The organism is Kribbella sp. NPDC050470, assembly GCF_044458365.1.
GTDB lineage: Bacteria > Actinomycetota > Actinomycetes > Propionibacteriales > Kribbellaceae > Kribbella.
This window is the reverse complement of the sequence record NZ_JBITHV010000004.1, coordinates 22,286-47,812: the sequence shown is the minus strand read 5'-3', so window position 1 is coordinate 47,812 and position 25,527 is coordinate 22,286. Positions and strand designations below refer to the sequence as shown.

At 69.0% G+C, this 25,527-nt stretch carries 27 protein-coding genes; 16 read left to right on the top strand and 11 right to left on the bottom strand.

Features of this window, described 5'->3' with window-relative positions; translation table 11 throughout:
- Nucleotides 1-153 precede the first annotated feature (153 nt).
- The 8 genes from uraD (ACIBGM_RS12180) to ACIBGM_RS12145 all read left to right on the top strand — a co-directional run bounded on the left by uraD (ACIBGM_RS12180) (nucleotide 154) and on the right by ACIBGM_RS12145 (nucleotide 9,826).
- Entirely contained in the window at nucleotides 154-2,079 is a 1,926-nt protein-coding gene (gene uraD / locus ACIBGM_RS12180; RefSeq protein WP_360518873.1) for a 2-oxo-4-hydroxy-4-carboxy-5-ureidoimidazoline decarboxylase, read from the top strand.
- Nucleotides 2,076-3,518, top strand: coding sequence for an FAD binding domain-containing protein (locus ACIBGM_RS12175; protein ID WP_360518870.1), 1,443 nt, complete (start codon nucleotides 2,076-2,078; stop codon nucleotides 3,516-3,518). Before uraD (ACIBGM_RS12180) ends, ACIBGM_RS12175 begins: the two co-directional genes overlap by 4 nt.
- Entirely contained in the window at nucleotides 3,515-5,878 is a 2,364-nt protein-coding gene (gene xdhB, locus ACIBGM_RS12170) for a xanthine dehydrogenase molybdopterin binding subunit (RefSeq protein ID WP_396385417.1), read from the top strand. The genes ACIBGM_RS12175 and xdhB overlap by 4 nt, the downstream gene beginning before the upstream one ends.
- Complete coding sequence (gene xdhC, locus ACIBGM_RS12165; RefSeq protein WP_360518864.1) at nucleotides 5,875-6,717, top strand: xanthine dehydrogenase accessory protein XdhC; 843 nt, start codon at nucleotides 5,875-5,877, stop codon at nucleotides 6,715-6,717. Before xdhB ends, xdhC begins: the two co-directional genes overlap by 4 nt.
- Nucleotides 6,714-7,994, top strand: a complete 1,281-nt coding sequence (guaD, locus tag ACIBGM_RS12160) for a guanine deaminase (RefSeq protein ID WP_360518861.1) — start codon at nucleotides 6,714-6,716, stop codon at nucleotides 7,992-7,994. The genes xdhC and guaD overlap by 4 nt, the downstream gene beginning before the upstream one ends.
- Before the next feature lie 273 nt (nucleotides 7,995-8,267).
- Nucleotides 8,268-8,945 (top strand): hypothetical protein, encoded by a 678-nt coding sequence (locus ACIBGM_RS12155; protein ID WP_396385414.1) that lies wholly within the window; start codon nucleotides 8,268-8,270, stop codon nucleotides 8,943-8,945.
- Between the two features lie 159 nt (nucleotides 8,946-9,104).
- On the top strand, nucleotides 9,105-9,497 hold the full coding sequence (locus ACIBGM_RS12150) for a hypothetical protein (protein WP_360518855.1): 393 nt from the start codon (nucleotides 9,105-9,107) through the stop codon (nucleotides 9,495-9,497).
- Nucleotides 9,498-9,625: 128 nt separating this feature from the next.
- On the top strand, nucleotides 9,626-9,826 hold the full coding sequence (locus tag ACIBGM_RS12145) for a hypothetical protein (RefSeq protein ID WP_360518852.1): 201 nt from the start codon (nucleotides 9,626-9,628) through the stop codon (nucleotides 9,824-9,826).
- Between the two features lie 180 nt (nucleotides 9,827-10,006).
- On the opposite strand, the gene ACIBGM_RS12140 is transcribed toward ACIBGM_RS12145, so the two are convergent.
- The 7 genes from ACIBGM_RS12140 to ACIBGM_RS12110 form a co-directional block, all read right to left on the bottom strand.
- Nucleotides 10,007-10,735, bottom strand: a complete 729-nt coding sequence (locus tag ACIBGM_RS12140; protein WP_360518849.1) for a peptidoglycan-binding domain-containing protein — start codon at nucleotides 10,733-10,735, stop codon at nucleotides 10,007-10,009.
- 101 nt (nucleotides 10,736-10,836) lie between these two features.
- Nucleotides 10,837-12,195: an 8-oxoguanine deaminase gene (locus ACIBGM_RS12135; protein WP_360518846.1), complete on the bottom strand. Its 1,359-nt coding sequence runs from the start codon at nucleotides 12,193-12,195 to the stop codon at nucleotides 10,837-10,839.
- An 88-nt stretch (nucleotides 12,196-12,283) separates the two neighbouring features.
- Nucleotides 12,284-13,189 (bottom strand): factor-independent urate hydroxylase, encoded by a 906-nt coding sequence (gene pucL / locus ACIBGM_RS12130; RefSeq protein ID WP_360518843.1) that lies wholly within the window; start codon nucleotides 13,187-13,189, stop codon nucleotides 12,284-12,286.
- A 3-nt stretch (nucleotides 13,190-13,192) separates the two neighbouring features.
- A complete protein-coding gene (uraH, locus tag ACIBGM_RS12125; RefSeq protein ID WP_360518840.1) occupies nucleotides 13,193-13,522 on the bottom strand; it encodes a hydroxyisourate hydrolase in 330 nt (109 codons plus the stop codon).
- On the bottom strand, nucleotides 13,519-14,010 hold the full coding sequence (gene uraD, locus ACIBGM_RS12120; RefSeq protein WP_360518837.1) for a 2-oxo-4-hydroxy-4-carboxy-5-ureidoimidazoline decarboxylase: 492 nt from the start codon (nucleotides 14,008-14,010) through the stop codon (nucleotides 13,519-13,521). Before uraD (ACIBGM_RS12120) ends, uraH begins: the two co-directional genes overlap by 4 nt.
- Before the next feature lie 90 nt (nucleotides 14,011-14,100).
- Complete coding sequence (locus ACIBGM_RS12115) at nucleotides 14,101-14,568, bottom strand: helix-turn-helix domain-containing protein (RefSeq protein ID WP_360518834.1); 468 nt, start codon at nucleotides 14,566-14,568, stop codon at nucleotides 14,101-14,103.
- 23 nt (nucleotides 14,569-14,591) lie between these two features.
- Entirely contained in the window at nucleotides 14,592-15,839 is a 1,248-nt protein-coding gene (locus tag ACIBGM_RS12110) for a DUF6986 family protein (protein WP_360518831.1), read from the bottom strand.
- 125 nt (nucleotides 15,840-15,964) lie between these two features.
- On the opposite strand from ACIBGM_RS12110, the gene ACIBGM_RS12105 reads away from it, so the two are divergent.
- Nucleotides 15,965-16,729, top strand: a complete 765-nt coding sequence (locus tag ACIBGM_RS12105) for an IclR family transcriptional regulator (RefSeq protein ID WP_360518828.1) — start codon at nucleotides 15,965-15,967, stop codon at nucleotides 16,727-16,729.
- On the opposite strand, the gene fgd is transcribed toward ACIBGM_RS12105, so the two are convergent.
- On the bottom strand, nucleotides 16,726-17,730 hold the full coding sequence (gene fgd, locus ACIBGM_RS12100; protein ID WP_360518825.1) for a glucose-6-phosphate dehydrogenase (coenzyme-F420): 1,005 nt from the start codon (nucleotides 17,728-17,730) through the stop codon (nucleotides 16,726-16,728). The two genes, ACIBGM_RS12105 and fgd, sit on opposite strands and share 4 nt — an antisense overlap.
- Before the next feature lie 454 nt (nucleotides 17,731-18,184).
- Between fgd and ACIBGM_RS12095 the strand changes: the two genes are divergently transcribed.
- Together ACIBGM_RS12095 and ACIBGM_RS12090 are read left to right on the top strand one after the other, a co-directional pair.
- Complete coding sequence (locus tag ACIBGM_RS12095) at nucleotides 18,185-19,027, top strand: carbon-nitrogen hydrolase family protein (RefSeq protein ID WP_360518822.1); 843 nt, start codon at nucleotides 18,185-18,187, stop codon at nucleotides 19,025-19,027.
- 36 nt (nucleotides 19,028-19,063) lie between these two features.
- Nucleotides 19,064-19,555: a methylated-DNA--[protein]-cysteine S-methyltransferase gene (locus ACIBGM_RS12090; protein ID WP_396385412.1), complete on the top strand. Its 492-nt coding sequence runs from the start codon at nucleotides 19,064-19,066 to the stop codon at nucleotides 19,553-19,555.
- Here ACIBGM_RS12090 and ACIBGM_RS12085 read toward each other — a convergent pair.
- Entirely contained in the window at nucleotides 19,536-20,372 is an 837-nt protein-coding gene (locus ACIBGM_RS12085; protein ID WP_396385410.1) for a DUF72 domain-containing protein, read from the bottom strand. The genes ACIBGM_RS12090 and ACIBGM_RS12085 overlap by 20 nt on opposite strands.
- Before the next feature lie 21 nt (nucleotides 20,373-20,393).
- Between ACIBGM_RS12085 and ACIBGM_RS12080 the strand changes: the two genes are divergently transcribed.
- Together ACIBGM_RS12080 and ACIBGM_RS12075 are read left to right on the top strand one after the other, a co-directional pair.
- On the top strand, nucleotides 20,394-20,786 hold the full coding sequence (locus ACIBGM_RS12080; RefSeq protein WP_360538492.1) for a DUF1232 domain-containing protein: 393 nt from the start codon (nucleotides 20,394-20,396) through the stop codon (nucleotides 20,784-20,786).
- Between the two features lie 64 nt (nucleotides 20,787-20,850).
- The gene (locus tag ACIBGM_RS12075; RefSeq protein ID WP_360538490.1) at nucleotides 20,851-21,459 is read left to right on the top strand and encodes a TetR/AcrR family transcriptional regulator; all 609 of its coding nucleotides are present in this window, start codon (nucleotides 20,851-20,853) and stop codon (nucleotides 21,457-21,459) included.
- Nucleotides 21,460-21,516: 57 nt separating this feature from the next.
- Here ACIBGM_RS12075 and ACIBGM_RS12070 read toward each other — a convergent pair whose 3' ends face one another.
- The gene (locus tag ACIBGM_RS12070) at nucleotides 21,517-22,548 is read right to left on the bottom strand and encodes a hypothetical protein (protein WP_360538488.1); all 1,032 of its coding nucleotides are present in this window, start codon (nucleotides 22,546-22,548) and stop codon (nucleotides 21,517-21,519) included.
- Nucleotides 22,549-22,650: 102 nt separating this feature from the next.
- Between ACIBGM_RS12070 and ACIBGM_RS12065 the strand changes: the two genes are divergently transcribed.
- Genes ACIBGM_RS12065 through ACIBGM_RS12055 form a run of 3 tightly spaced genes read left to right on the top strand, consistent with a single transcriptional unit; the run spans nucleotide 22,651 to nucleotide 25,003 of the window.
- Complete coding sequence (locus ACIBGM_RS12065; RefSeq protein WP_396385407.1) at nucleotides 22,651-24,003, top strand: glutamine synthetase; 1,353 nt, start codon at nucleotides 22,651-22,653, stop codon at nucleotides 24,001-24,003.
- A gap of 30 nt (nucleotides 24,004-24,033) precedes the next feature.
- Entirely contained in the window at nucleotides 24,034-24,408 is a 375-nt protein-coding gene (locus ACIBGM_RS12060; protein ID WP_360538484.1) for a hypothetical protein, read from the top strand.
- A 37-nt stretch (nucleotides 24,409-24,445) separates the two neighbouring features.
- A complete protein-coding gene (locus tag ACIBGM_RS12055; RefSeq protein ID WP_360538483.1) occupies nucleotides 24,446-25,003 on the top strand; it encodes a dihydrofolate reductase family protein in 558 nt (185 codons plus the stop codon).
- Here the strand turns inward: ACIBGM_RS12055 and ACIBGM_RS12050 are convergent.
- Entirely contained in the window at nucleotides 25,000-25,518 is a 519-nt protein-coding gene (locus ACIBGM_RS12050) for a YciI family protein (RefSeq protein WP_396385405.1), read from the bottom strand. The genes ACIBGM_RS12055 and ACIBGM_RS12050 overlap by 4 nt on opposite strands.
- Nucleotides 25,519-25,527 lie beyond the last annotated feature (9 nt).

The window sequence follows — 25,527 nt, the reverse complement described above, 5'->3', positions numbered from 1 at the left end:
GCGTGGTTTGGGTGATCGCACAAAACCGGGGCCGCCGGAGCGGGTGATCTTCGGAGGTTCACGGGGTGCAAACCGGATCGGCGCGCGCGGATGCTGTCGTGCAGATCACCAAACGCCGCCGCGCCCCCGAGCCACATCCGAGGAAGGTGCCCGATGAAGGCAATCCTGCGACCCGGCCGCCGCGCCAGCCGTCACCCCGTCGACGAGGTGCTGCCACCCGGCAAGCTCGCCGTCTACGGCTTCCAGCACGTCCTGGCGTTCTACGCCGGCGCCGTGATCGTACCGATCCTGCTCGCGAACTCGATCGGCCTCAGCACGCAGGAGCTCGTGCACCTGATCAACGCCGACCTGTTCACCTGCGGTATCGCCTCGATCATCCAGTCGGTCGGGTTCTGGAAGGTGGGCGTCCGGCTGCCGCTGCTGCAGGGCGTGACGTTCACCGCGGTGTCGCCGATGATCGCGATCGGCCTGGCCGCAGGCGGCGGGACCGACGGCCTGCTGGTCATCTACGGCGCGGTGATCGTGGCCGGTCTGGTCACCTTCTTCCTGGCCCCGTACTTCAGCAAGCTGATCCGGTTCTTCCCGCCGGTCGTGACCGGGTCCGTGATCACGATCATCGGCCTGGCGCTGCTGCCGGTGGCGGCCGGGGACGCGGTCGGCGGCGCCGGCCCGACGGCCGACCCGACCAGCGGCAAGAACCTGGCGTACGCACTGGGCACCCTCGCGCTGATCGTGGCGATCCAGCGGATCTTCAAGGGGTTCATGGCCACCATCGCCGTCCTGGTCGGCCTGGTCGCCGGCACCTTGGTCGCCTGGGCCTTCGGCGACGCGCACTTCGACGCGGTCAGCGACTCCGGCTGGGTCGGCGTGACCACGCCGTTCCACTTCGGCTGGCCGCAGTTCTCGCTCGCGGCGATCATCTCGATGGTCGTGGTCATGCTGATCACCGCGGTGGAGACGACTGGTGACGTCTTCGCGACCGGTGAGATCGTCGAGAAGCGGATCGGCCGCGAGGACGTCGCCCGCGCGCTGCGCGCCGACGGCCTGGCCACCACGATCGGCGGGGTCTTCAACTCCTTCCCCTACACGTGCTTCGCGGAGAACGTCGGCCTGGTCCGGCTGACCCGGATCAAGAGCCGCTACGTGGTCGCGGCGGCCGGCGCGATCATGATCCTGCTCGGCCTGATCCCCAAGGCCGGCGCGATCGTGGCCGGCATCCCGCACCCGGTGCTGGGCGGCGCCGCCCTGGCGATGTTCGCCACCGTGGCCGTGGTCGGCTTCCAGACCCTGGCCAAGGTCGACTTCCACGACCACCGCAACGTGGTCATCGTGGCCACCAGCGTCGGCCTGGCGATGTACGTCACCGCGCAGCCCCAGGTCGCCCAGGCGGTTCCGGGCTGGGCCGAGATCATCTTCGGCAGCGGCATCACGCTGGGCAGCCTGACCGCGATCCTGCTGAACATCGTCTTCCACCACCTCGGCAAGGACTTCGGTCCCGCAGTGGCCGGGCTGCCGGGCGACTCGGTCCGGCTGGACCAGGTGAACAAGATGAGCCGCGCGGAGTTCGTCGAGACCTTCGCCGGCCTGTTCCAGGGCCCGCGCTGGATGGTCGAGCGGGCCTGGGAGATGCGGCCGTTCACCGACACCCACGCGCTGCGCCGCTCGTTCCAGGAGGCCCTGTTCTCCGGCTCGCCCGAGGAGCAGCGGCAGCTGATCGAGTCCTACCCGCAGCTCGGCTCGCAGTTCGTCGCCGACGGCCTGAGCGGTGAGGCGTCGCTGCGAGACCAGTCCGCCCGCGGCCTGACCTTCCTGGCCGAGCCGGAGCGCGACGAGCTGGCCGCGATCACCGAGGCGTACCGGGAGCGGTTCGGCTTCCCGCTGGTGATCTCGGTCCGGGACGCGGAGTCGTTCGACCGGATCCTCGAGCAGGGCCGGGATCGGCTGGGCAACTGCGAGAACCAGGAACACGCCGCGGCCCTGCTGGAAATCGCCAAGATCGCTGGGTACCGGTTCGACGACTTCCTCTCGGACGCCAATCCGATTCATAGTGCAAGAACACGCTGGAGCACTAGCCGATGAGTACGACGACCACGCAAGCACCATCGATCACGGTCAATGGCGAACCGACCGCCCTCGGTGACGTTGCCGTGCACACCTCGGTGCTGGACTGGCTGCGGGACCGGGGCCTGACCGGGGCAAAGGAGGGCTGCGCCGAGGGCGAGTGCGGAGCATGTTCCGTGCTCGTCGCCCGGCCCGGCACCGACGCCCCGACCGAGTGGACCGCGATCAACGCCTGCCTGCTGCCGGTCGCGGCGCTCGACGGCCAGGAGGTCATCACCTCCGAGGGCCTGGGCTCCCCGGAGGAACTGCATCCGGTCCAGCGGGAGCTCGCCGTACGCGGCGGGTCACAGTGCGGGTACTGCACGCCGGGCTTCGTGTGCAGCATGGCCGCCGAGTTCTACCGCTCCACGCGTACGACGTCCAACGGGCACTGCGACCACGAGCACGGGCCGAACGGCTTCGACCTGCACTCGCTGAGCGGCAACCTGTGCCGCTGCACCGGGTACCGCCCGATCAAGGACGCGGCCTACGCGCTGGGCGAGCCGGCCGTGGACGACGCGCTGGCCGCCCGCCGGTCCGCGCCGCCGCCACCGCCGGTGGCCACCGCGATCGAGGTGGACGGCGCGGAGTTCCTGCGGCCGGCCGATCTGGCCGAGGTCCTCGAGGTGCTTGCCGAGAGCCCCGAAGCGCAGATCGTTGCCGGGTCGACCGATGTCGGGGTGGAGGTGAACCTCCGCGGCGTCCGGAAGCCGCTGGTCGTCGCGATCGACCGGCTGGCCGAGCTGCGGGAGTTCTCGTTCGGCCCGGACGAGGTCCGGCTCGGCGCCGCGCTGACGCTCAGCGAGATCGAGCGGCTGCTGGCCGGGCGGGTGCCGCTGCTGGCCCAGATGTTCCCGCAGTTCGCGTCCCGGCTGATCCGCAACGGCGCCACCATCGGCGGCAACCTCGGCACCGGCTCGCCGATCGGTGACACCCCGCCGGCCCTGCTGGCGCTGGACGCCTCGCTCGTCCTGGCGTCCCGTCGAGGTGAGCGCGTCGTACCGCTGGCGGACTACTTCACCGGCTACCGGCAGACCATGAAGGCGGCCGACGAGCTGATCCGGACGATCGTCATCCCGCTGCCGCTCGAACCGCTGTCCGCTTTCCACAAGATCGCCAAGCGGCGGTTCGACGACATCTCCAGCGTTGCCGTCGGGTACGCCGTCGACGTCGAGGACGGCGTCGTACGGCGGGCCCGCATCGGACTCGGCGGGGTCGCCGCCACTCCGCTGCGCGCGCTGGCCACCGAGCAGGCGCTGATCGGCAAGCCATGGACCGAGCGGACCGTCCGGGAGGCGGCCGCGGTGATGGCGGCCGAGGGTACGCCGATGGACGACCACCGGGCGAGCTCGTCGTACCGCTCGGCGATGCTCGGCCAGTCGCTGCTCCGGTTCTACGCGGAAGGAGTACGCGCATGAGTTCGCTGTCAGAGCGTCCGCAGCAGGCCGTTGTCGGTCTGCCGCTGCCGCACGAGAGCGCCGCGCTGCATGTCACCGGAAAGGCGCTCTACACCGACGACCTGGTGCAGCGGACCCGCGACGTCCTGCACGCCTGGCCGGTCCAGTCGCCGCACGCGCACGCCCGGATCACGGATCTGCGGGTAAAACCGGCGTACGACGTCCCTGGCGTGGTCCGCGTGCTGACGGGTGACGACGTACCTGGGGTGAACGACGCCGGCGTGAAGCACGACGAGCCGTTGTTCCCGACCGAGGCGATGTTCCACGGGCACGCGATCTGCTGGGTGCTGGCCGACACGTTGGAGGCTGCGCGACTCGGCGCGGCCGCGATCGAGGTCGACTACGAGCCGCTCGAGTCGCTGGTGACCGTCCGGGAGGCGATCGCCGCGGGCAGCTTCCAGGGCACCGGACGGCACCTGGTCCGGGGTGACGTCGAGGGTGCGTTCGCGGACGCGGCGCACGTGTTCCACGGCGAGTTCGAGTTCGCCGGGCAGGAGCACTTCTACCTGGAGACCCACTGCGCGCTCGCTCACGTCGACGAGGGCGGCCAGATCTTCATTCAGAGCAGCACGCAGCACCCGTCCGAGACGCAGGAGATCGTCGCGCACGTTCTCGGCGTGCCGAGCCACGAGGTGACCGTGCAGTGTCTCCGGATGGGAGGGGGTTTCGGAGGCAAGGAGATGCAGCCGCACGGGTTCGCTGCGATCGCCGCACTGGGATCGACGCTGACCGGACGACCCGTGCGGCTGCGGCTCAACCGGACGCAGGACCTGACGATGTCCGGCAAGCGGCACGGGTTCCACAGCGAGTGGCGGGCCGGCTTCGACGACGACGGTCACCTGGTCGCGCTCGATGCCACGCTGACCTCCGACGGCGGCTGGAGCCTGGACCTGTCCGAGCCGGTGCTCGCCCGCGCGATGTGCCACATCGACAACGCCTACTGGATCCCGAACGTCCGCGTTGACGGCCGGATCGCCAAGACGAACAAGACGTCGCAGACCGCGTTCCGCGGGTTCGGCGGCCCGCAGGGCATGATCGTCGTCGAGGACATCCTCGGCCGCTGCGCCCCGCTGCTCGGGTACGACGGGACCGAGCTGCGCCGGCGCAACCTCTACCGGTTGAACGACACCACGCCGTACGGACAGCCCGTCCGGCATGCCGACCGGCTGGAGTCCTGCTGGAGCCAGGTGTCGTCCAACGGCGACGTCGTACGGCGGCAGGCGGAGATCGCGGCGTTCAACGCTTCGAATGCTCACCGGAAGCGGGCGCTGGCGATGACGCCGGTGAAGTTCGGCATCTCGTTCAACCTGACCGCGTTCAACCAGGCCGGCGCGCTCGTGCATGTCTACAAGGACGGCTCGGTGCTGATCAACCACGGCGGCACCGAGATGGGGCAGGGCCTGCACACGAAGATGCTGCAGGTCGCTGCCACCACGCTGGGTCTCCCGCTAACTCGGGTCCGGCTCGCCCCGACCCGCACCGACAAGGTGCCGAACACCTCGGCGACCGCGGCCAGCTCCGGCGCGGACCTCAACGGCGCGGCGATCAAGAACGCGTGCGAGCAGATCCTCGACCGTCTCGCGCAGGTCGCCGGCGGCCGGCTCGGGATCAGCCCGCACGACGTGCGGTTCGCCGACGGCCAGGTCAGCAGCCTGACCGGCGACAGCGTGCCGTGGGAGGAGATCATCAACAGCGCGTACCACCAGCGCGTTCAGCTCTGGGCGGCCGGCTTCTACCGCACCGAGGGCCTGCACTGGGACCCCAATGCGATGCGCGGCGAGCCCTTCAAGTACTTCGCGTACGGCGTCGCCGCGGCCGAGGTCGAGGTGGACGGGTTCAGCGGCGCCTACACGGTGCGCCGGGTCGACATCGTCCACGACGTCGGCGACAGTCTCAGCCCGTTGATCGACATCGGCCAGATCGAGGGCGGCTTCGTCCAGGGCACCGGGTGGCTGACGCTCGAGGACCTGCGCTGGGACGAGAGCACCGGCCCGAATCGCGGCCGGTTGGCCACGCAGGCGGCCAGCACGTACAAGCTGCCGAGCTTCTCGGAGATGCCTGAGGTCTTCAACGTCCAGCTGCTGGAGAAGGCGCATGAGGAAGGTGCGGTCTACGGCTCGAAGGCCGTAGGCGAGCCGCCGCTGATGCTGGCCTTCTCGGTGCGCGAAGCGTTGCGGCAGGCTGCGGCTGCGTTTGGACCTTCCGGCACGAGCGTGGATCTGCCCTCGCCAGCGACGCCGGAGGCCGTGTACTGGGCGCTCGACAAGGCCCGGTCGGCGGTCCGCGTGGAGCGCCTCGAAGCGCAGGCGAGTGGGGTGTGACGACCGAGATGGAATGGATGAAGGCGGTCGAGCGGCTCCGCGAGCAGCGGTTGCCCGGCGTCCTGGTGACCCTGATCTCGGTGCGCGGGCACTCGCCGCGCGAGGCCGGGGCGAAGATGGTGGTCGCGGCGGACGGGACCTGGGCGACTGTCGGCGGCGGCAATCTGGAGGCGCTGGCGGTCGAGCGTTCCAGGGCGATGATCACGGCGGGCATTGGCGAGCCTGAGGTGATCGAGGTCGCGTTGTCGGACAAAGCGCCGTACCAGCACGGGGTTCAGTGCTGTGGCGGTGAGGTGAAGCTGCTGCTCGAGCCGCTGCCGGTGGTTCCTGCGGTGGCGATCTTCGGCGTCGGGCACGTCGGACTCGAGCTGGCGCGGATCCTGGCCCGGCACGACATCGAGCTGCACCTGATCGACTCGCGGCCCGACCAGTTGGTGACCGAGCGGATGGTCGTCCTCGACGACGCGGTGGCCAACCTGCACGTGCACAACGTGCCGGTGCTGCCCGAGCTCGTCGTCGGCGAGCTGCCGGCCGGTACCCACGTCCTGATCATGACCCACGACCATGCGGAGGACGCCGCCCTGTGCGACGCCGCGATCCGCCGGGACGACCTGGCCACGATCGGGCTGATCGGGTCCAGCGCGAAGTGGGCTCGGTTCCGCCGCAAACTCGCCGAGGACGGCAACTCCGCCGCGGCGATCGACCGGATCACCACCCCGATCGGCCTGCCCGATCTGGCCGGCAAGGAGCCGGCCACCATCGCGGTCAGCGTCGCGGCCTGGCTGCTCCACCAGTTCGTTGCCGAACGCAACCCTGCACACCGTGAGGCGAAAGCATGACCATCTACCGAGGCACGTTCCTCGACACGCCGGAGAACCCCTTCACCGGCGGCAGCCTGCGCGTCGACGCAGACGCCGCGCTGCTGGTGACGGACGGCGTGATCGTTGCGCGCGGCACCTTCACCGACGTACGGCGGGCCAACCCGGCCGAGGAGATCGTCGACCTGCGCAGCGGCCTGGTGCTGCCCGGGTTCGTCGACACCCACGTGCACTTCCCGCAGATTCGGGCGGTCGGCGGCCTCGGGCTGCCGCTGCTGGAGTGGCTCGACCGTTATGCGCTGCCTGAGGAGGCGCGCATGGCTGACACCGCCTACGCGGCGGGGGTCGCGTCCGAGTTCGTTCGCGGGCTCGCGGCGGCGGGGACCACGAGTGCGTTGGTCTTCGGAGCGCATTACGCGGACGCTGTCGACGTACTGTTCTCGTCTGCTGCCAAGGTCGGCCTGCGGATCACCAGCGGGCTCGTCGTCAGCGACCGGCTCCTGCGGGAGGACCTGCTCACCACACCTGAGCGGGCCTATGCGGAGTCGCTGGCTCTCGCCGAGCGCTGGCACGGCGTCGGCCGGAACCGGTACGCCGTCACGCCCCGCTTCTCGCTCTCGTGCACCGACGAGCTGCTCGCTGTCTGCCAGACGCTGCTCGAGGAGATCCCGGGCTCGCTGTTCACGTCGCACGTGAACGAGAACGAGGCGGAGATCGCCACGGTGTCCGAACTGTTCGGCGGCAGCGACTACGTGAGCACGTACGACAAGCACGGGCTGGTCAACCGGCGCAGCGTGCTCGCGCACAACGTCCACCCGACCGACGTCGAGCTGAAGACGCTCGGCGAAGGCGGTGCGGCGGTCGCGCACTGCCCGACCAGCAACGCCGCGCTCGGCAGCGGACTCTTCCCACTGTCCCGGCACCTCCAGTACGGCGTCCGCGTCGCACTGGGGTCCGACGTCGGCGCAGGCACCGGCTTCTCCCTGCTGAAAGAGGGCCTGCAGGCGTACTTCTGCCAGCAACTGATCGGCGACCACGGCCATCCGCTGAACGCTGCGCACCTGCTGTACCTGGCGACCGCGGCCGGCGCGGACGCCCTGGGCCTGGACGAGGTCGGCCACCTGAGCGTCGGCCAACGCTTCGACGCCCAACTCCTCCGCCCCGCCGACGGCTCCCCCCTCGCAGTAGGCGTAGCCCACGCCGACGACGCCGAAGAAGCCCTCGCCCGCCTCTTCACCCTAGGCACCCCCGCCGACGTCCACGCAGTCTGGATCAACGGCGACCTCCTCCACCCCTAACAGTGAGGATGATGTGAGTGGGCCCCGCAGTGGTCGTCCTGACTCGCCCTCTAACTGACTTCGGGTCATTGTCGGGATCTGTCGGTCGACTACTGCGGGGCGTGCCTGCACTCACCGGGCCAGGGGTTGTGACTGCATAAGAGCCTGTGCCAGCAGGCACCCATACTGTTTGTCCGCTCGCCTCGGCTGGTGCGTGCCGCCCTGGCCCTAGCGAAAGGACGGCTGATGACCACCATCGCATGAACCGACTGTGTCGCCGGCTCGAGGTGACCGGTGGCGTGGACACTCATTGAGACACTCACACCGCCGCGGCGATCGATGCCGTTGACCGGCTCCTGGGTCATCGGGTGTGTTCCCCGCCAGTATGGCGGGTTACCGGCAACTGCGGCCTGGTTGCAGAGCTTCGGCAGCGTGGTGAAGGTCGGTGTCGAGGGCACCGGTGTATGGCAGCGGATTGGCCTGCTACCTGAGCGGACACGGGGTGCGGGTGATCGAGGTCGACCGGCCCGACCGCAAGCCCCGCTGATCAGCCGCAAGTCCGACCCGAAAGACTCCGAGGAAGCACTCCGCAACCTGCGCATTGCCCACCGCGGCGCCATCAGCCACCGCGCCGACTGCGTGCGCCGGAGCAAGACCCTCGTCGTCACCGCATCCGAAGAACTCCGCGACCAGGTGCGCCACCTGCCGACTCGCGAGCTGGTCACCACCTGCGCCGCGCTGCGCTGCGACCAGATCCGGCCCGGATCAACCAGCCGCACCACCCACACCCGTCTTGACATCCATAGGAGCATCCGACGTTTGCCGAGTCGTCGATTTCGGTGCTTCAGCGAGCGGATCTACTGCAGAAATCCACAACTCGGCGAACCACCTCCGGTTGAACCGCTGGTCAGCCCACGCGCCTACTCCTTAAGCGCGTGCTCGCACGGGCGCGCGTGTCCGGGATGCCCTTGATTTGGTTGCTTGACCCGTATCTGAGCGCAGTTTTATCGTCGGGCCTAGCAGCGAGAGGGGGGTGCTGTGACGGCAGAACAGTGGACACTCGCGGTTATTTGCTTCTTTTCGGGGCTTGCGTCCGGCCTGCTGGGGATGTTGTGCACGATCATGCGCCCGATGCTCCAGGAGATGGACGGCCGGGGCTTCCGGAACTTTATGGGAGCGTTCCTTGAATTCGCCGGCGGTGGACTCGGGAAGGCGTACAACCTCGCCTGGTCGATCGTGATGTTCCTCGGCCCGATCCTCGCGCTCGTGCTCCTCTGGGACGACCGCGGCTCCACGTCGTTCGTGCTCACCGCGATCGGCCTGGGCATCGTGGTCGTCGGTGTGATCATCCTGTCGAACGCGTGGAAGACACCGCACTACAAGGTGATGCTTGCCTGGGACCCCGAGGCGATGCCGGCGGACTGGGAAGCCGGCCGCCAGACCTACTTCACGATCAACTGGATCCAGTGCGCAACAACCTGGTCCGCCTTCGCCCTCTTCCTGGTGGCTCTGGCCTACCTGTAACTGGCAAACAGTCGGGAACCAGTTGCCAGAAGCACACGTCGGATGCGTGACCCGAAGCGGTGAGAACATGTCGCCGAATCAACGAAGTGGTGACGCACGCCTCGCCATGAATCACACAGGAGATGAACTTGAGCAACCAAGAAGAGCGGGACGAAGCGGGAATGAAGAAGGCGATGGATCTTCTCAAGGCGCACGGCCCGGTCGTCGATCGCCTCACGGACATGGGACATCTCAAGGCGGCAAAGAACATCGAGGCCAAGGGCGGCCGCTGGGACTCGCCGGAAGTACGCGACGCCCACAAGCGCGACCGCGGCGGCCAGGGCCGCTGACAAACATCCCGCGCCTGCCAGGCCGGTGACCGCCACGTTGCCAGAAGCAACCGAGCGGTCCACCGGCCGGCGACGCCGACGAGTTCTGCTCACCGAGCGGCGATGAGCCGCGCGGAGGCGTGGGTGGGGCAGCCGGGCGGACGCGCGACGGAGGAGCGCGCGTAGCTGGCTGTGGGGCTGTCAGGCGCAGGCGGGGAGGGTGTTGCGGGAGATGTCGCGGACGGACTTGGTGTGGTGGGCGTTGCCGTAGGTTCCGACCCAGGCGGTGAACTGCTTGCCGTCGTACGCGCCGGCGTAGATGTTGAACTGGGTGGCGATCCGGTCGTCGCCGATGACCTCTCCGTCGATCGGGTAGCCGTGGTCCCACATGTAGTAGGCCCAGTCGGCCCACTTGCCCGAGTTGTTCCACACGGAGACACGGAATGTCTCCGAGTTCACCTTGCACATGTACATGGTGACTCCGGACACCCAGGCCAACGCCTTGCCGTAGGTCCGCAGCTTCCGCCAGGTCTGGGGCCCGACCTTGCCGTCGACAGTGAGGCCGGCGTCGTCCTGGAACGACCGGACCCGGCTCCGCGTCCCTGTGCCGTACACGCCGTCCACGCTGAGCCCACCCAGGTTCTTCTGGAGCAGCCGCACACAGGTGCCACGGCTGCCGAGGCTCAGATAGGTACCGAAGCAGCTCGCGACCGCCGCGGTCTCCGCGTCAGTCTCGGCTGTCGCTGCCGTCGCTGCCGTCGTACCTGTCGCTGCCGTCGCGGCGGGAGAGGACTCGACGGACGGCGCGGCCGTCGGGTCACTCGGGCTGCCGAAGTCCGCGTGAGCTGCTGCGGCCAGGCCCAGCACCAGACTGCCTGCCAACGCTGTGGCGACGACGACGGTGCGCGGTCGACGCAGGATGTTCCTCATGAAGTTCCATTTCTCGCTTGGACAAGTGTTCCTGCAGCACAGTAGGAATCTGCAGGAACACCCCACTGCCCGTACTCCACCCGCACCAGGCAGAGCGTGTCTCAGCGAGCCTTGGTGAGTAGGTCGTTTTGGACCTTGGCTACCTGGAGCGCCAAGCCGGACTCGTCCACGGTGATGACTCTGTTGTGCTCGACGACGGGTTTGCCGTTGATCAGAAGGAGATCCAGAGGCGGCGGGGTGCCGAGGACCAGCGCGGCTACCGGGTCGGCGATGCCTGCGTGTTCCAGCGTGTCGAGACGCCAGAGGGCCAGGTCGGCGAGTTTGCCCTCCTCGATCGAGCCGATCTCGTTCTCGCGGCCGAGGATGCGGGCGCCGTCGAGGGTGGCCATCTCGAGCGCGGCACGGACGTCGAGCGCCTCAGGTCCACCGCGGGCGCGGGCGAACAGCAACGCGTGCCGCAACTCCTCGACCAGGCTTCCGGCTTCGTTGCTGGCGGCACCATCTACGCCTAGGCCAACAGAGCTGCCCGCCGCGCGGAGGTCTGCTGCGCGAGCGATGCCGGCGCCCAACCGGGCGTTGGAGCTCGGGCAGTGCGCGACCCCGGTCCCGGTGCGCCCCAGGTGCGCGATCTCGGAGTCGGAGAAGTGGATGCCGTGGGCAAACCACACGTCCGACCCCGTCCAGCCGAGTTCAGCGACGTACTCCAACGGCGTGGATCCGAAGTGCTCCCGGCAGTACGCGGACTCGTCGGTGGTCTCGGCCAGATGGGTATGCAGCCGGACACCCTTGCGACGGGCGAGTACGGCGGCCTCGCGCATGAGCTCACCGGTGACGCTGAAGGGCGAGCACGGCGCGACCACCAGCTGCAGCATCGAGTCCGGGCCGGGATCGTGCCAGCGGTTGATCGCAGCCTCGGTCGCGGCCAGGATCTCGTCGCGGTCCTCGACGACCGAGTCCGGCGGCAGCCCGCCGTCCTTCTGACTGAGGTCCATCGATCCCCGGGACGGGTGGAACCGCATCCCGACCTGCGCGGCGGCAAGGATCTCCGCCTCCAGCAGGTCCTTCCCGTCACGCGGGAAGACGTAGTGATGGTCGGACGCCGTCGTACAACCGGTCCGCGCGAGCCGGGCCAGCGCGGCCTGAGCTGCCACGTGCACGGACTCGTCGTCGATGCCGGCCCACACCGGGTACAGCGTGGTCAGCCAGCCGAACAGCGTCGCGTCAGCGGCCAATCCACGAGTCACCCACTGGTACAGGTGCTGGTGAGTGTTGACGAGCCCCGGAGTGACCAGGCAGCCCCGCCCGTCGACCACCCGTGCCTCGGCGTACGCCGGCGCCGGACCCGGACCGACGGCAACGATGCGGTTGCTCTCAGCAACGACATGGCCGGTGAACTCCCGGCGGCTGCGGTCGAGAGTGACCACCGTCGCCCCATCGATGACGATCCGCGTTGTGCTCATGCGGTCCAGTCAACCCATCGGCTCGATCGCGCGTCACCGGCAGGGACCACGAACTTCGGCCCCGCCGGCGACCTGCGGTTGGAGGTTCCTACACGAAGCCCGGTACGGCGTGCCACGCGGAGCCGGCGTCGGACGCGTCGTCGCGGACCACGGTCGCCTCGATCAGGCCGTACGGGCGATCGGCCGCGATGAACACCTCGTTCGGGTTCTCCAGGCCGAACGGGCTCAGGTCGACCACGAAGTGGTGCTTGTTCGGCGCCGAGAACTTGATCTCCGCGACCTCCGGATGCCGCTCGAGCACTGCCTCGCCCATCCCGTACAGCGTCTGCTGCAAGGCCAGGCTGTGGATCTTCGCGAACTGCTCCAGCAGCAGCGCCTTGATCTCGTCGTACGACTTGTCCCAGTCGACCTCGGTGTGGTCGTAGCGCCAGCGGGCGACCAGCGACGTGGCGAGGATGCGGTCGTCGGTCTCCTGCAGCGTCGTGTACTTGTCCTTCAGGTACCCGTGGAACTCCGAGCCCGTGGACTTCAGCACGACCAGGTCCTTGATTCCGGAGACGACGTACGACTTCCGCTGGTCGCCGCGGCCCTCGACGTTGACGACCGTCGTCCGTACGCCGCTGCCGGCCCGGACGAAGGAGTGGTCGTGCTCCTGGCCGTCGACCTGGATCCGCTCCCAGGTGTACTCCTCGACCTCGACGCGCGCGCCCTCGGCGGCCGGCGCGGAGTCGATGAAGTGCGCGCCGAGGGTGAGCGCGTAGTCCTCGATCGCGCCGATGCCCCTCTCCTTGGCGAACGCGAACGCGGTGTTCTTCTGGGTGTCGGTCGGCAGCACGTCGCGCTGGTCGCCGGTGGTGTGCGCGTCCTCGAAGTCGCCGCGCAGCGCCGACGAGACGTTCAGGTCGCGGATCTGGTGCCGCGGCGTGTCACGGTAGATGCGGACGACCCGGCTCTCGGCCTTGCCGTACTGGTTGGCGCCCAGGTGGATGGCCATGGGTCAGCTCCCTCGATAGGTGGAATAGGCGAACGGACTGAGCAGCAGCGGGACGTGGTGGTGCCGCTCGTCGGAGATCGTGAAGGTCACGGTGACCTCGGGGAAGAAGATCGTCTGGCCGGACTTCGCCGCGTAGGCGTCGATGTCGAACCACAACTGGTACGTGCCGGGCTCGAGTCCCGCCTCGAAGTCGGAGAACCGCCCGTCGGCGTTCGTCGCGCCTTCTCCGAGTACGGCGACCTGGTCGTCGGCGATCCGGGACAGCCGGACCGGCACCCCCAAGGCGGGCAGCCCGAGTCCGGTATCCAGAACGTGCGTGCTGACAGAGCTCATGAGACGACCTTTGCCAATCGGAGGAGTGCGATCTTCCGGAGTTCCTCGTGTACGACGGCCGCCTCGGCAGTCTCGTCGTGCGTCAACCGCTCGCGCAGGCTGGTGAGCATCTGCTCCGCCGACAGACCGGTCGCGCAGATCAGGAAGACCCGGCCGAACCGCTCCTCGTACTCCCGGTTGCCCGCCGCCAGCGCCGTACGGACGTCAGGGTCGTCGCCGACCCCGGACTGCTCGTTGCGCGACCAGGCCGCCTCGGTGCCGGCCCCTTCGGCCCGGTCGCCGATCCGGGGGTGCGCGGCCAGAGCCCGGTCGACGTCACTGGCGTCGAGCTCGCGCAAGGCCTTGTCAGCGGCCCCGGTCAGCGCCTCGAGGTCGCCGTACGGACGGCCGGCCAGAACGGCGTCGACCCAGCGGGGGACGTCGCAACAGGCCGCCAGCAACGGGCGCAGCCGGTCGTCCGGCGCGGCGTTGAACTCCAGCAGATCCACAGGTCACACCTTCTCGAATCACGAAACTGAATTTCCGTATGACGAGAGTGGCACGCGAGCTGATCCTACGTCAACAGTTTGTTGAATTTCTCAGTCGCGGGCCCGGTTCAGGTAGTTGTAGACGGTGAAGCGGGTGACGCCGAGAGCCTCGGCCACGGTCTCCGCCGACTTGCGATACTCGAATGCGCCCTTGGCCTCGAGCAGCAGCACGGCCCGCTGCTTGTCGCCCCGGGACAACCCACTCAACGGCCCGCCGAGCTCGGCCGCAACCTCCGCGAGCAGCGCGCTCACCCCACTGCCCTCGCGCGGAGCCCGGACCGTGCCGTCCTGGCGCACCTGCAACGTCACCTGGTTCGCGCCGTTGGCGAATGCGGCCTCCAGGACCCGACTCACGGCCGGCAGCAGCAGTTCCTCTTCACCGCGGACCGACGTACCTAAGGGGCCGAAGTCGCACTCCAGCCCCGCCTCCCGGGCAGCCTCGAGCGCCTTGGTCGCGTGGGCGGGCGGCTGGCCCTCGACATCGAAGGGCTCGGTGGTGAACTCCGCTACCAGTCGCATGTCGCGAGGCTAGCCCCGAGCCGTCAGGACCGCACTGGTCGCCGGGCGAGCTTCGCCAGGCCCATGGTGTCCACACCGATCAGCTTGTCGACCTCTGCCGGATCCACGGCGCCACACTCGAGGCCACGCAGTACGTAGCCCGCCAGGGCCGCAGCGGTTGCGGGCTCGTCGAGATAGCCGGAGTTGCCGCCGCTGACGTACGCACGCAGCCGAGCACCGGCCGTTTCCAGACCCTCGCGGTAGAAGAGGTACGTCGCCGCGTACCGAGTCGGGAGTTGGGCCGGATGCATGTCCCAGCCCTGATAGATGCCGCGGGCAAGCGATCGCCGGACCAGGCCGAAGTGCAGTCGCCAGGCGGCATGCACGGCCTCGGTGTCGCCGACCGGCAGGACATTCGTCGAGCCATCGGAGACGAACACGCCGGTGCCTGCCGCGGCCAGCTGCATCACGTCCTTGGCGTGGTCGGCGACCGGGTGATCCATGCTCTGGTACGCCGCCGCCACGCCGAGCGAAGCCGAGTAGTCGTAGGTGCCGTAGTGCAGACCGGTGACGCGGCCGGCGCCCGCGCTGATCATCCGGGCGATCAGCGCGCTGCCGTCCGGGCCGAGGATCGCCTGCGGGGTCTCGACCTGGATCTCGAACGGCAACGATCCGACAGTCAGATCGTAGGCTCGTTCGATTGTCGACAATACGACGACCATCGCCTCGACCTGCTCGACCGACGTCACCTTCGGTTGCGTGATCACGAAGCAGTCCGTCACCGCGTCGGCGCCGGCCAGCTCACGGACGAAGAGATCCAGCGTGCGCAGCCCACGCCGGCGACTCGGCGCCTCCAGCGACTTGATCCGCAGCCCGTGGTACGGCGTCGCCGAGCCGGCCTTCACGGTCTTCGCGAGCGCACGGGCCGCGTCGACCGCGGCGGCATCCTCCTGCTCGTCCGGCCTGGTCCCGTAGCCGTCCTCGAAGTCGATCCGCAGATCCTCGATCGGCTCTCGCTCCAGCTTGGCGCGGACCCGCTCGTGCAGCTCGGCCCCCAGGTCCGCCGGGAGATCCAGCGCTTCGGTCAACCCCGCCGGGCCGTCGCCCAGCGCGGCCTTCGCCTGCGAACCCCACTCGCCGACGGTGTCCGCGTCGTACCGGTCGGCCGGCACGTAGACGGTGTGCACGGGCTGCCGGACCCCTCGATCACCCGGGTACCGCGCGGCCAGCTCCGCATCGGCCGCAGCCAGCAGCCGATCCAACTCCGCAGCGAGATCGTCCACGTGAGTCATGACAACACACCTCGTTCACCTTGACGCCAGTTTCCGTATCGCGGATACTAATATCTACTTTGCGGAAGCCGCAATGTCCGGTATCTGTCGCTAAACTTCCATGATCCGGAAAGAGGGAGTGTGCGGTGGCGGAGAAGACTGAGGGCAAGGGCCGGTCGGGCAGTGTGCAGTCGATCGAGCGCGCCTTCGGGCTGCTCGAGACGATGGCCGACGCGGGCGGGATGATGGGCCTGTCCCAGCTGGCCACGGCGTCCGGCCTGCCGCTGCCGACGATCCACCGGCTGGTCCGCACGCTGGTCGACCTCGGCTACCTGCGCCAGGAGCCGTCCCGGCAGTACGTGCTCGGCCCGCGGCTGATCCGGCTCGGCGAGAGCTCCTCGAACATGCTGAGCGTCTGGGCCCGCCCGCACCTGACCCGCCTGGTCGACGAACTCGGCGAGTCGGCCAACATGGCGATGCTCGACGGCGACCAGATCGTGTACCTCGCGCAGGTCCAGTCGCGGCACTCGATGCGGATGTTCACCGAGGTCGGCCGCCGGGTGCTGCCGCACTGCACGGCCGTCGGCAAGGCGATCCTCGCGAAGCTGCCCGAGGCCGAGGTGCGCGAGCTACTGCATCGCACGGGCATGCCGAAGCACACCGACAACACCATCACCGACCCCGAGGCGTTCACCGCCCAGCTGCACAAGGCCGAAGAGGTCGGCTACGCCACCGACGAAGGCGAGCAGGAGCTCGGGGTGCGCTGTGTCGCGGTCGCCGTACCGGACGCGCCGTCCCGGCTGGCGATCTCGATCTCCGGGCCCGCCGGCCGGATGTCGGAAGAGCTCGTCGAACGAGCCGTCCCCCTGCTCACCCAGGCCGGCAAGGCCTTCTCGGAGGACCTGCGTTAGCCGAGCTTCCGCAGCAGCGGAAGCACGTCTGAGGTGAACTGGGTGAGGAAGCGTTCCTGGTCGTTGCCGGGACCGTGCACGACGAAGTGGTTGAAGCCGGCGTCCAGGTAGGGCTGGAACTGCTTCACGACCTCCTCGGGGTCGGAGGCGACGATCCAGCGCTGCGCGACCTGCTCGATCGGCAGCTCGTCGGCCAGCCGCTCCATCTCGGTCGCGCTGGTCACGCTGTGCTTCTGCTCCGGCGTCAGCGACAGCGGCGCCCAGAACCGGGTGTTCTCCAGCGCGGCCGCGGGGTCGCGGTCGTAGGAGACCTTGACCTCGAGCATCCGGTCCAGGTCGTCGAACTTCTTCCCGGCCTTCTCAGCACCCTCCTTGACCGCGGGGATCAGCTTCTCGGTGTACAGCTCCATCCCCTTGCCCGAGGTCGCGATGAACCCGTCGCCCGCGCGGCCGGCGTACTTGGCCACGAGCGGTCCGCCGGCGGCGACGTACACCTTCAGCTGGGTCTCCGGGCGGTCGTAGATGAACGCGTCGACCGTCTTGTAGTACGGCCCCTCGGAGCTCACGCCGTCCTTCGTCCACAGGTCGCGGATCAGCTGCACCGCCTCCCGCAGCCGCGCGAACCGCTCCTTGAACTCCGGCCACTCCATCCCCGACACCGCGATCTCGTTCAGCGCCTCGCCGGTGCCGACTCCGAGCATCACCCGCCCCGGGTACAACTCACCCATCGTGGCGAACGCCTGCGCGATCACCGCCGGGTTGTACCGGAAGGTCGGCGTCAGCACCGACGTTCCCAGCAGCACGCGGTTGGTCCGCTCGCCGACCGCCGCCAGCCAGGCCAGCGCGAACGGCGCGTGGCCGCCCTCGTGCCGCCACGGCAGGAAGTGGTCCGAGACGGTCACACTGTCGAGCCCGAGCTCCTCGGCCCGGACCGAGTACTCCACCAGCTCCCGCGGCCCGAACTGCTCCGCCGACGCCTTGTACCCGACTCGAATGCTCACCCTCTGCTCCCAACGTCGTCTGGACCTGCTCCTCCAAGCCAACCCCATTCTGGCTGGACTTATGCCGCCGGGGGCAAACGGACAGGAGGTAGTCCGCGTCGGCAGGGTCTCCCCTGCGTGCGAGTCGCCGCAGAACTCGTCCGGAGCCGGATACCTCCTGTCGGTCTGCACCTTCGGTTAGCATGTGGATCCGGCGCGGCCCGCGCCTCACCTTCGTCGACCGGCCCCAGCCCGGTCTCATCGAGAAGGCAAAGGGACTTCCTGTCTCGGGCCGTACGTCCTGGTCAGCCGCCTCGGACGGGATCGCTGGGGGATCGCGGACGAGTGCGTGGAAGGCCAGATGACAGCGCACAGGAACCTCAAACGGCGGGTTCGAGCCCGCGCCGCCAAGACGGGTGAGTCCTACACGGCTGCCCTCCGGTACTTCCGTCCGACTCCCACAGGAGAACCAGACATGCCGGAAAACCACACCCTGCGTCTCGCCGTCGTCCAGTCGACGATGCGCGACGACCCGACCAGCGCCGCTCTGCTCCGGGAGGCCGGCGCCGAGATCCGCAGCTTCCTGAAGCAGGCCGCGAAGGCCGGCGCCCGCCTGGTGCACTTCACCGAGGGGGCGATCTGCTTCCCGAGCAAGCACGTGATGTCGGAGCTCGGCCCGGACGACGTCGGCCCGTCCGACTGGACCAAGGCCGACTGGACCGTGCTGCAGCAGGAGCTCGACCGAATCGCCGTACTCGCGGGTGAGCTCGGGATCTGGGCGGTGATCCCGTCGGTGCACCAACTGCCCGCACCCGATCGCCCGCACAACAGCATGTACGTCGTCTCCGACCAGGGCAAAGTGGTCGCCCGGTACGACGAACGCACGCTGTCGACCACGAAGCTCACCTGGATGTACAGCCCCGGCAAGCAGCCGGTGACCTTCGACGTGGACGGATTCCGGTTCGGGCTCGCGCTCGGGCTGGACGTGCTGTTCCCGGAACTGTTCACGGAGTACGACCAACTCGGCGCTGACGGCGTACTGGTGTCGTACGCGACGAACGGCGTCTCGCACCACGAGCACGTGGCGGTTCAGGCGCGCGGGTGCGCGGTCAACAACACCTGCTGGATCAGCTTCGCCGTGTCGGCCAACCCGGACGGCGGGCTCGAGGCGGGCGTGATCGACCCGCGGGGCGAGTGGGTGGCCCAGGCGCCGGCGGACGGTTCGCCGGCGATGGTGGTCACCGACGTCCAGCATGCCGAGGTGACCCAGGTCGGCCGGGAGTTCCGGCGCCGGACCCGGGAGCGCGTCGGCTCCTGAGGCTCACACGTCCGGGTGCTGACGCGTTCCATCAGCATGAACAGGCACGCGACCGTCAGCACCCGGATCGGTGACCTCACCCTGGTCGCCGCAGGCAATGCACTGGCCGGCGTCTACTTCCCGCACCACTGGGTGAAGCCGACGCCGGCCACTCTCGGCGAGCCGGTCGAGCCGACCGACCCGGTCATCGCCGAGGCCGCCCGCCAGCTCGACGAGTACCTCGCCGGTGAGCGGATCGGCTTCGACCTCCCGATCGTCCTGCGCGGCGACGCCTTCCAGCGGCGCGTGTGGGCGGTCCTCACCGAGATCGAGTACGGCGCGACCACGACGTACGGCGAGATCGCAGCCCGACTCGGCGAGACGGCCCAAGCGGTGGGAAAGGCAGTCGGCCAGAACCCGCTCTGCATCGTCGTCCCATGCCACCGCGTGGTCGGCAAGAACGGCTCACTGACCGGGTACGCCGGCGGGCTCAAGCGGAAGCAGTTCCTCCTGGACCTGGAGGAACCAGTCACCGCCCGGCTTTTCTGATCTTCAGGCGTTGGGCGAGGGCTTCCGCGTCGAAGGGGGCACGGACCTTGACGTCGTTGTCGAAGTAGACGTAGGTGTCGCGCTTCCAGGATCTGATCTTGCGGGCCCAGTGGTCGAGCGACTCGTCGTCGTACCCGCTGACGTAGAGCTCCTCGGCGCCGTGTAGGCGGACGTAGGCGAAGTCGGAGGTGACGTCGCCGAACATCGGCCACTTGCCGGCGGTGTCCGCACAGACCAGCGCGATGTCGTACGCGCGGCACAGCTCGACGAACTCCTTGGTCTCGAAGCTGGAGTGCCGCACCTCGATCGCATGCCGGAGCGGGATGTCGACCGAGCACTCCAGCAACGCCCGGCCCTCCATCCGCTCGTCATGACCCTTCGCGACCTCGGCTGCGGCCGCCGTGGTGCGCGGCAACGACTCGAAGAACGGTCCGCACCGGTCGGCGTCGTACCCGAGATTCGGCGGCAGCTGCCAGAGCACCGGACCAAGTTTGTTGCCGAGAGCAAGTACGCCGGAGGCGAAGAAGTTGGCCATCGGCGCGTCGACGTCGACCAGCTTCTTCATGTGCGTGACGAAGCGCGGACCCTTGACCGAGAACACGAACCCGTCCGGCGTCTCGTCGTACCAGCGCTGGTACGACGACGGGCGCTGCAGCGAGTAGAACGAGCCGTTCAGCTCGATGGAGTTCAGCCGGCCGGAGGCGTACTCCAGCTCGGCCCGCTGCGGCAGGCCCTCGGGGTAGTACACCTTCCGCCAGGGCGCGTACCGCCAGCCCGAGATTCCCACTCGGTACCTGCCGTCCGGCCAGCGGTCCATGGTCCCGATTATGGTTGACCCGTGGTCGAGGCGCTGGTGATCGCCGGGATCGTGGCCGGCCTGTGGGCGCTCAGCTGCGGTCTGATGGTCCTGTTCGCCCATCGGCTCCCGAACGGCCTGCTCCGGCAGGTCGCCGAGTTTCTCCCGTCGTGTGTGACCGCGGCCCGCACGCTCCGCATGCACCCCGACGTCCCCCGCCGAGCCAAGATCGCCCTGCTCGTCGCCGTCCTCTGGGTACTGTCGCCGATCGACCTGCTGCCCGAGTTTCTCCCGGTCATCGGCCCGCTCGACGACGTCGTCGCTGTCGTCCTGCTGCTGAGGTACGCCGCCCGCTCGATCCCCCGCGAGACCCTGCTCGGCGCCTGGCCGACCGACCCTCGCCTCCTGGAACGCCTCCTCGGCCGACCTAGCTGAGCAGCGCCGCGGATCGCGGCCTCCGGGAGTTCTTGTAATGATTGCAAGACCGTAGCATGGGGGCGTGGATCCCCGGAAGCGACGGACGATGGACGCACTGGTCCGGGCCGGCCAGGAGATCTTCAGCGAGCGGTCCGTCGACGACGTGACGGTCGAGGAGATCGCCGAGCGGGCCGGGGTCGCGGTCGGGTCGATCTACAACCACTTCGGTTCGAAGGCAGGACTGCAGGCAGCGGTGGTCGAGCACGCGCTCGAGGCCGACCGGCACTACATGGACCGCGCGTACACCGCGGACCGGTCGCCGGTCGAGCAGTTGTACGCCGCCGCTGAGCAGTACCTCGACTTCTACCTCGACCACCCGGACTACTTCCGGATGCTGGCGTTCCCGGGTCAGCCGGGTCAGTACCAGGCCGGGCACGAACTGTCGGAGCGACTGGTCCGCGCGGTCGACGAGCAGAACCGCCGCCTGGTCGAGGCGCTCCGGCAGGGCATGGCGGCTGGCGTGATCCGGTCGGTGGACCCGGAGGAGGTCGCGACGATCCTGTGGGCGGCCTGGAACGGCGTGATCAGCCTCGGCTGGCGCCCCGACAGCCTCCGCCGGGACCCGGCCGAGCTCCGCGCACTGCTCGGCACCGCCACCGAGATCGTCGCCACCGGCCTCCTCGCCCGCTGACGCCTGCTCGCCCGCTAACGCCTTCTCATCCGCTGGCGCCTCCCGTCCGCCGGCGCCTCAGCTTCCGCGGACGGACAGCGGAAACCAGCGGCTCGCGAGGAGCCGCATCGTGCCCTTGCCCTTCGGCGGAATGTAGGCGACCAGTTCGTAGCGCTCCTGTCGAGCGATCGACGTCTTGACCTCGGACGGCACCCCGAATCCACGCTGCATGTCGCCGACGGTCGAGGTGTCCCACACCATCTTGGTGTCGCCCTGGTTGCGATAGGAGTGCACCAGGTCGAGCCCGAACCAGACGAGCGCACCACCGGATTTCGTCCGCAGCGCATAGACCGGGGTTCGGGCGGCGACGGCGCGGCTGGTTCCGGCCCAGTCGTTGCTCGTGTAGGCAGTCCGATTGTCGACAATCTTGGCGCGCGCCTTCTGGAAGATGCCATCCTTCGCGAGCCGTTTCGCGTACGGGTTCTTGGCGCCCTCGGTCACGGCGCCGGCCAGGACGGCGGGGACCTGGCTCGGTGCGATCTCCAAGCGGGTGTCGGTCGCGGCCACGACCGCCGGGAAGTCCGCCACGTCCACTCCGGACGCGAGCGGACCGGTCGCGGTACTCGAGTACGGCGCATACGTCACCCGCCACGGCGCACCGCTGCGCTCCTGGACGAACAGCAGGAAGTCGCGCGTCGCCGGCGTCGAGCCGCGGTCCGTCGCGGCCGTGAAGAACCACCGGGGGTACCCGGTGACCATCGGCGCCGCACCCAGCGCTCCGGTGTATTTGACCTTGGCATAGCGCAAACCGTTCTTGCGATACACGCGGTACTGCGCACTGTGCAGCTGCAGCGCCGATCCCGTCTCGACCTTCGCAGCCCGTGCCGGGTCCAGTTTCGCGTTCGCCTGGCTGATCGCCGGCAGGTACCGCTTCAGCACGTCCTCCGCTCCCCGCGTGCTGATCGCGGGCACCGGCTTCGGCTTGGGCGCCGGAGCCGGTGTCGACACGACGGCGCCGGGGTTGTCCTCGGCGCGGTCCTGGTCGCCACCGCAGCCTGCCGTCGCAAGGACGAGAGCAGTGACCAGGACGGTGGGCGGGGTCAAACGCATTCGTTTCTCACCTTCGTCGACGGCGGAGCCGACCGATCATCTCGTCTCCTGGGGGCAGAGCAGCTGAACTTACAGCGCCTTGTCGTGTGGTACGAAGTCAGCGTGTCCATCACCGACAGCCTGCCGCCCGCGGACCGCGTCAACGCGCTGCTCGACAGCGGTCTGCGGATGCTCATCACGTCGATCGTCGACAACGCGGGTCTCACCCGCGCCAAGTCGGTGCCGGCCTACCGGTTGCGTACCGCGGCCCGCGACGGCATCGGCCTGTCCCCGGTGTTCGCGCTGATGTGCACCGACGACGGGATCACTACATCGCCGCTGGTCAACGGGCCGGTCGGCGACAACCGGCTGATCCCCGACCTGACCGCCGCCGCGCCGCTCGGACCGGACAACACCGTGTTCTGGGCGCCCGCGGACCAGCTGTTGCAGGACCACCAGCCGGTGGACATCTGCCAGCGCGCAGCCCTGCGCCGGCAGGAGGAGCGGGCGATCGCGGCTGGGCTCGACGTGAAGCTGGGGTTCGAGCTCGAGTTCACCGTGTTCACCGGCGATCCGGCTGATCCGAAGGTCGCCACGCTCGGTCCGGCGTACGGCGTCCTGGCGACGCTGAAGCTGGAGGACTTCGCGGTCGACGTCCTCGAAGCACTCGATGCGGCCGGCGTGCCGGCGGAGCAGTTGCATCCGGAGTACGCGCAAGGGCAGGTCGAGGTCGCGTTGCCGCCGGCGTCGCCGTTGCAGGCGGCCGACCAGTCGCAGCTTGCGCGTCTCGTCGTACACCGGGTGGCGCGTCGGCACGACCTGCTCGTGTCGTTCGCGCCGATCACGGTGGCCGGGTTCGTCGGCAACGGGGCGCACATCCACTTCTCGGCGGCGCTGAACGGCGTGCCGTTCGGGGACGACGGTGGTCCGTCGGAGCATGCGCGGCACTTGATCGCGGGCGTGCTGAACGAGCTCGACGGCCTCACCGGCGTCCTCGCGCCGAGTGTGGTCAGCGCCGACCGCCGTGTGCCGGGCAACTGGGCGGGCGCGTACGCGTGCTGGGGTCCGGAGAACCGCGAGGCCGCGCTGCGCTACGTGCCCGGCAGCATCACCAGCCGCCCGGACTCGGCCAACTGCGAGATCAAGATCGGCGACCCGTCGGGCAACGCATATCTGTCTGCGGCCGCAGTACTCGCGAGCGCACTGACCGGGCTCGAGCGGAAGGCGGAGCTCCCGGACGGGCTCGACCGCGACCCGGCGACGTACTCGGACGCCGAGCTTTCGAGGATGGGCGTACGGCGCTTGCCGCTCACGCTCGAGGACGCCCTCGGCGCGCTCGAACGGTCAGCGGTCCTGCGGGAGGCGCTCGGCGAGGCGATCGTCGACCCGTTCCTCGCCGTACGGCGGCATGACGCCAAGTCTCTCGGCAGCCTGTCGCTCGAAGACCGCGTCCGCGCCTTGCGGTGGCGCTACTAGTCGGCGCCGGGATCACTTACGGTAATCCTCATGGCATTGGCTGCGAAGGGGAGCAAGGGCGAGTCGTTCCTGGCGGTGGTCGTCGGCGGCGGGGCGGCGTTCGGGCTGGTGGTGATCACTTCGCGGTCCTGGAAGGCCTGCCAGGTCGACGTCGCGGGCAGCGTGCCCAACGGCCTGACCCTGCTGTTCCTCGGCCTGCCCCTGGCGCTGATCGTGAACCTCGTCCTGTTCAACATCGTCTTCCGCTACGCAGGCAAGGCCTTCCTGTTCTCCCTGGTCGCCGCCTCCATCGCGATCGCCATCGCCGACCTGGCCCTCTACTCCTGGCAAGGCACCCCAGCCGACTCCCCCGGCATCTGCCCCGGCAACGTCCCACCCTGGTGGCCGGCCTGGATCCCGACGTGAAAGTGGTTTGAAAGCTTCCTGCGATGAGGTGGACTCCATGAGCGGACCGACGCGGTTGTACATGGCGATGTCGTTGGATGGGTTCATTGCTGGGCCGGATGATCGGCCGGGGCAGGAGTTGGGGCGGGGTGGGGGGCGGTTGTTCAACTGGCTGGACGATCGGAACGAGCCGGGGATCAACGGGGAGATCTACGCGGAGGCGCTGGCGACCGGGGCGGTGATCGCGGGGCGCCGTACGTTCGAGCTGGCCGGGCGGTGGAACGGCGACCACCACGACGGCGTGCCGATCCACATCCTCACGCACCACATCGACGAGGACGACGTGCCGCCCGGCACCGCGAAGTTTCACACCGACGTCGCGACGTGTGTCGCCGAAGCCCGGGCCGGTGCGGGCGACCGCGCGATCCTCGTGCACGGGGCCGGCGCGGCCCAGTCCCTCCTCGCCGCGGGCGAGCTCGACGAGCTGGAGATCCACCTCGTACCGGTCCTCCTCGGCGAAGGCCGCCGCCTCTTCGACAGCACCCCGGCCGAGCTCCAGCTGATCCGCTCCCTCGAAGGCCGCGACGCGACCCACCTCCGCTACAAGGTCGGCTAGCGGCGGCCGCCGAATTCCCAGGGGTGGGCTTCGGCGCCGGGGAGGAGGCTGGCGGCGGCCTCGGGGGTTGGGGCTTCTACGAGCGCAGCCTGGCCGACCGGCCTCTCGTCGAGAGTGAACAGGTCGCCGTACAGGATGACGTGGTCGGTCGGGGTGATCGGGGTCGGCTCGGTGGTGATGACGAGGTAGCGGTGGTATTCAGGGACTGCGTTGGCGAAGTCCCACATGGTGGCGCCGGTGTGGTTGTGGAAGCGGTACAAGTCGACGCGCTCGAAGGCGCCGGCGCGGTAGTACGGCTCGTCGAAGGCAAACGTCCGTACGGCGTCCTCGTCGGGCAGGTCGACGATGTGCAGGCTCCCGGTCGTCTCGGCGTCGTCGTCGTGACCGGTCAGCGTGGGACCACGGGCGATCAGCTCGTCGGCGTACCCGTCCATGAACGACCAGTGCTCCTCGTTCAAAGCAACCTTGATCTCGAACCCGCCCGGCCGATCCCGTCCCCACACGAAGAACTGCATGACCGCACC